We start from the raw sequence: 4,390 nt of genomic DNA on the forward strand, positions 1-4,390 counted from the left end.
GAGCGGGCCGAGGTCGCCGTCGGCGTCTCCGAGGCGCGCCACGTGGACCGCACCGAGGTCGGGCAGCACGCGCGACGCCTCGGTGACGAGCACGCGCGGTGCACTGCGGCTCACGAGGTCGGCGACCTGAACGGCGGTGCTGGTGGGGTAGATCGGCACGACCGTCGCACCGAGGCCTGCGGCCGCGAGGTCGACGACGGTCCAGTCGGCCCTGGTCGGCAAGAGGATCGCGACGCGGTCGCGCGGACCGACCCCCAGCTGCGTGAGGGACGAGGCGGCGTGCGAGACCAGGTCGGCGAGCTCGCCGTAGGTGCGCGTGCTCCAGGCACCGCCGACGCGGAAGCGCTGGGCGGGCGCGGTCCCGCCTGGCCGCACGTGAGCGGCGAGGAGGGTGAGGAGCTCGGTCATTATTCCACCTGATGGAAAGAGAATCTGTCTGGTGGCAAGAGCCTAGGTAGCCCTCCGACGCCCGTCAAGGATTCATGTGACCTGAAACACTTTCGTTACGTCCCGAAACGCGATGGTCACACCCCTGGGCGGAAGGCCCGTGCGAGTGCGACGCAGGTCACTCCCTCACGTCCCCGCGACCGGCGTTTCTCCCTGGCACCACTGTGCAGGAAGGCTCCACGCAGCGGCCGAACGGGGTCGGCCGAGCGGTCCCCGGACGCTCGCTCCCAGCAACCGGATCCGGACCGCCTCCGGCCACCTCGGAGACGTCGGAACTCGTGCCGACCGCGTCCGACGCCGTTGACGGCCCGACCGGCCCACGCTCTAATGCGTCACGTCGCCCGCGCCCACATCACAGGAGGTCGTCGTGGCCGAGTTCACCTTCTCGCCCCTCTCCCCCAGCGCGTTCCTTCCGCGCGCTGCCGCCGCGTTCGGGGAGCGCACGGCCGTCGTCGACGGCGACCAGCGGTGGACGTACGCGCAGCTCGCCGACCGCTGCGCCCGACTTGCCAGCGTCCTGCGCGACGCGACCCGCGCGACGGGTGTCCGCGTCGCAGCGCTGTGCTCGAACAGCCACGTCATGATCGAGCTGCACCAGGCCGCCCCCGCGGCCGGCGTCGTGCTGGTCTCGGTCAACACCCGCCTGTCGCTGCCCGAGATGCAATACATCCTCGAGCACTCCGGCTCGACGGTGCTCGTCGTGACGCACGAGCACGCCGAGCGCGGGCGCGAGCTGACGGCCGACACCGACGTGCGGCTCGTGGTGGCCGGGGGCGCCGACGACGACTACGAGTCGCTGCTGGCCGAGGCCGCGCCGCTCGCCGAGCCCGTCGCGGTCGACGAGCGCGACCTGCTCGCGATCAACTACACGTCCGGGACCACGGGACGCCCCAAGGGCGTCATGTACCACCACCGCGGGGCGTACCTGCAGGCCGTGGCGATGGCGTTCCACGCGGGCCTGACACCGGGGTCGCGGTACCTGTGGACCCTGCCGATGTTCCACTGCAACGGCTGGAGCTTTCCGTGGGCCGTGACGGCGGCCGGAGGCACCCACGTCTGCCTGCGCGAGATCGATCCCGGTCACATCTGGCAGCTGCTGCGCGACGAGGGGGTCACCCACTACAGCGCCGCACCGACCGTGCTGACGATGATCGCCGAGGACGCCTCGGCCGCGCCGCTGGACGGGCGCGTGCACGTGGACACCGGCGGGAGCCCGCCGTCACCGGCGCTCCTCGAGAGGCTCGTCCCGCTGGGCTTCGACGTCACGCACCTCTACGGGCTGACCGAGACCTTCGGGCCGGTCGCGATCAACGTGTGGCAGCCGGAGTGGGACGACCTCGACGAGCGCGCGGCCTCGGCGCTCCGCGCCCGTCAGGGCATCGGCAACATCACGTCACGACCCCTGCGGGTGCTCACCGAGGACGGCGCGGACGTGCCGGCCGACGGCGCGTCGATGGGCGAGATCGCCGTGAGCGGCAACAACGTCATGCTCGGCTACTACCGCGACGACGAGGCGACGCTCGGCGCCACCCGGTCGGGCTGCTTCCTGACCGGCGACATCGGCGTGATGCACCCCGACGGGTACGTCGAGATCCGCGACCGCGGCAAGGACATCATCATCTCCGGCGGCGAGAACATCGCCTCGATCGAGATCGAGCAGGCGCTCGACAGCCATCCCGACGTCGTCATGTCCTCGGTCGTCGGGGTGCCCGACGACCGCTGGGGTGAGCTGCCGGTCGCGTTCGTGACGCGGCGGAGCGGGTCGACCGCGACCGAGGAGGAGCTGCGCGACCACGTGCGGGGCCACCTCGCGCGGTTCAAGGTGCCGAAGTCGGTCGTGTTCGCCGACCTGCCCCGCACCTCGACGGGCAAGGTGCAGAAGAACCTCCTGCGCGAGCAGGCCCGGGGGCTCAGCGCTTGACGACGCGGATGACGCGCGACCCGGCAGCCAGGTCGTGGAGACCGCGCTTGTCGTCGGTCATCACGATGGCGGGGATCACGAGGCTCAGCAGCAGCGTGCGGAGCAGTGCGCGCGGCAGGCCGATCGGCCGACCTTCACGGTTCTCGACGCGCAGGCCCACGACCCGCTTGCCGATCGAGAAGCCCAGGAGACCGGTCAGGATCGTGATCTGGCCGACGAAGAACGCGGTGATGACCAGGTTCTCGCCGATGTCGGCCGGTGGGTAGCTGACGCCGGTGAACAGGGACGCGGCGAGCGCGGCGACGATCCAGTCGATCAGCAGTGCCAGCAGGCGCCGGCCGAGCGAGGCGTCTCTGTCGTCCACGTCGGGAAGCCTAGCGAGCCGAGCGCAGCAGGATGGGCGGGGTCGGACAGCGACATGTAACTTGGCCGAAACAATTAGGTGACGGTCGGGAAACTGCCCGCTCCTAGGTTCGTACCCAGGCAGGCGCCACGCGCTCCTGCCACGTGGAAACCCGACTACCTGAGCCGCTGTGCGGCCGAGGAGGCCCAATGTTCGGCAATGCCGACGAGTTCTTCAAGTTCGTCAAGGACGAGGGCGTCGAGTACCTCGACGTCCGTTTCACCGATCTTCCCGGCATCCAGCAGCAGGTGACGCTGCCGGCGTGGACGTTCGACGCCGATGCTGCTGAGAACGGCGTGGCCTTCGACGGCTCGTCGATCCGCGGCTTCCAGAGCATCGACCAGTCCGACATGGTGCTGTTCCCCGACTTCGGCACCGCCTACGTCGATCCCTTCAAGCGTCGCAAGACGCTGGCCATGGAGTTCTTCGTCCACGACCCGATCACGGGCGAGGCGTACTCGCGCGACCCGCGCAACGTGGCCCGCAAGGCCGAGGCGTACCTGGCCACCACCGGCATCGGCGACACCGCCTTCTTCGCCCCCGAGGCCGAGTTCTACATCTTCGACCGCGTCAGCTACGGCACCAGCGCGAACAAGTCGTTCTACGAGATCCAGTCGGCCGAGGCCGCCTGGTCCACCGGCAACGACATCGACGACAACCGCGGCTACAAGGTCCGTTACAAGGGCGGTTACTTCCCCGTCGCGCCGACCGACCAGACGCAGGACCTGCGCAACGACATGATGACCAACCTCTCGGAGGCCGGTCTGGTCCTCGAGCGTGGTCACCACGAGGTCGGCACCGCCGGTCAGGCCGAGATCAACTACAAGTTCGACACCCTGCTCAAGGCTGCCGACGACGTCATGAAGTTCAAGTACATCGTGCGCAACACGGCGTGGGCGAACGACAAGACCGTCACCTTCATGCCGAAGCCGCTCTTCGGCGACAACGGCTCGGGCATGCACGTCCACCAGTCGATCTGGAACAACGGCGAGCCGCTGTTCTACGACGAGGCCGGCTACGGCGGACTGTCGGACGTGGCGCGCTACTACATCGGCGGCATCCTGAAGCACGCCCCGAGCCTGCTGGCGTTCACGAACCCGTCGGTGAACTCGTACCACCGTCTGGTCCCGGGCTTCGAGGCCCCGATCGCGCTCGTGTACTCGGCCCGCAACCGCTCGGCCTGTGTCCGCATCCCGATCACCGGCTCGAACCCGAAGGCCAAGCGCATCGAGTTCCGCTGCCCCGACCCGTCGAGCAACCCGTACCTGGCGTTCTCGGCGCTGCTGCTCGCCGGTCTGGACGGCATCAAGAACAAGATCGAGCCCGCCGCCCCGATCGACAAGAACATCTACGAGCTCCCCGCCGAGGAGTACGAGGCCATCGACATGGTCCCGACCTCGCTCAACGCGGTGCTCGACAACCTCGAGCAGGACCACGAGTTCCTGACGGCCGGCGGTGTCTTCACCCCCGACCTGATCGAGACGTGGATCGACTACAAGCGCACCGAGGAGATCCTCCCGGTGCAGCTGCGGCCGCACCCGCACGAGTTCGAGCTCTACTACGACATCTGAGTCCGTAGCGCGTAGCTCGGGCCAATGGTTCGACAAGGAGGGCCCCGG

General features: G+C 69.0%; 4 protein-coding genes. 2 read left to right on the forward strand and 2 right to left on the reverse strand.

The features are described from left to right. Positions 1 to 408 (reverse strand): AMP-binding protein (locus ABD127_RS06650; RefSeq protein ID WP_344199010.1); only part of this gene is annotated, 408 nt, incomplete at its 3' end. 406 nt (positions 409 to 814) lie between these two features. Here ABD127_RS06650 and ABD127_RS06655 point away from each other — a divergent pair. Continuing rightward, complete coding sequence (locus ABD127_RS06655) at positions 815 to 2,368, forward strand: AMP-binding protein (protein WP_344199012.1); 1,554 nt, start codon at positions 815 to 817, stop codon at positions 2,366 to 2,368. On the opposite strand, the gene ABD127_RS06660 is transcribed toward ABD127_RS06655, so the two are convergent. Further along, positions 2,358 to 2,732, reverse strand: a complete 375-nt coding sequence (locus tag ABD127_RS06660; RefSeq protein ID WP_344199014.1) for an RDD family protein — start codon at positions 2,730 to 2,732, stop codon at positions 2,358 to 2,360. The genes ABD127_RS06655 and ABD127_RS06660 overlap by 11 nt on opposite strands. Before the next feature lie 188 nt (positions 2,733 to 2,920). On the opposite strand from ABD127_RS06660, the gene glnA reads away from it, so the two are divergent. Beyond that, on the forward strand, positions 2,921 to 4,342 hold the full coding sequence (glnA, locus tag ABD127_RS06665; protein ID WP_344199016.1) for a type I glutamate--ammonia ligase: 1,422 nt from the start codon (positions 2,921 to 2,923) through the stop codon (positions 4,340 to 4,342). The last annotated feature ends 48 nt before the right edge of the window (positions 4,343 to 4,390 follow it).

The sequence above is a fragment of the Aeromicrobium alkaliterrae genome, from assembly GCF_039529015.1.
Lineage (GTDB): Bacteria > Actinomycetota > Actinomycetes > Propionibacteriales > Nocardioidaceae > Aeromicrobium > Aeromicrobium alkaliterrae.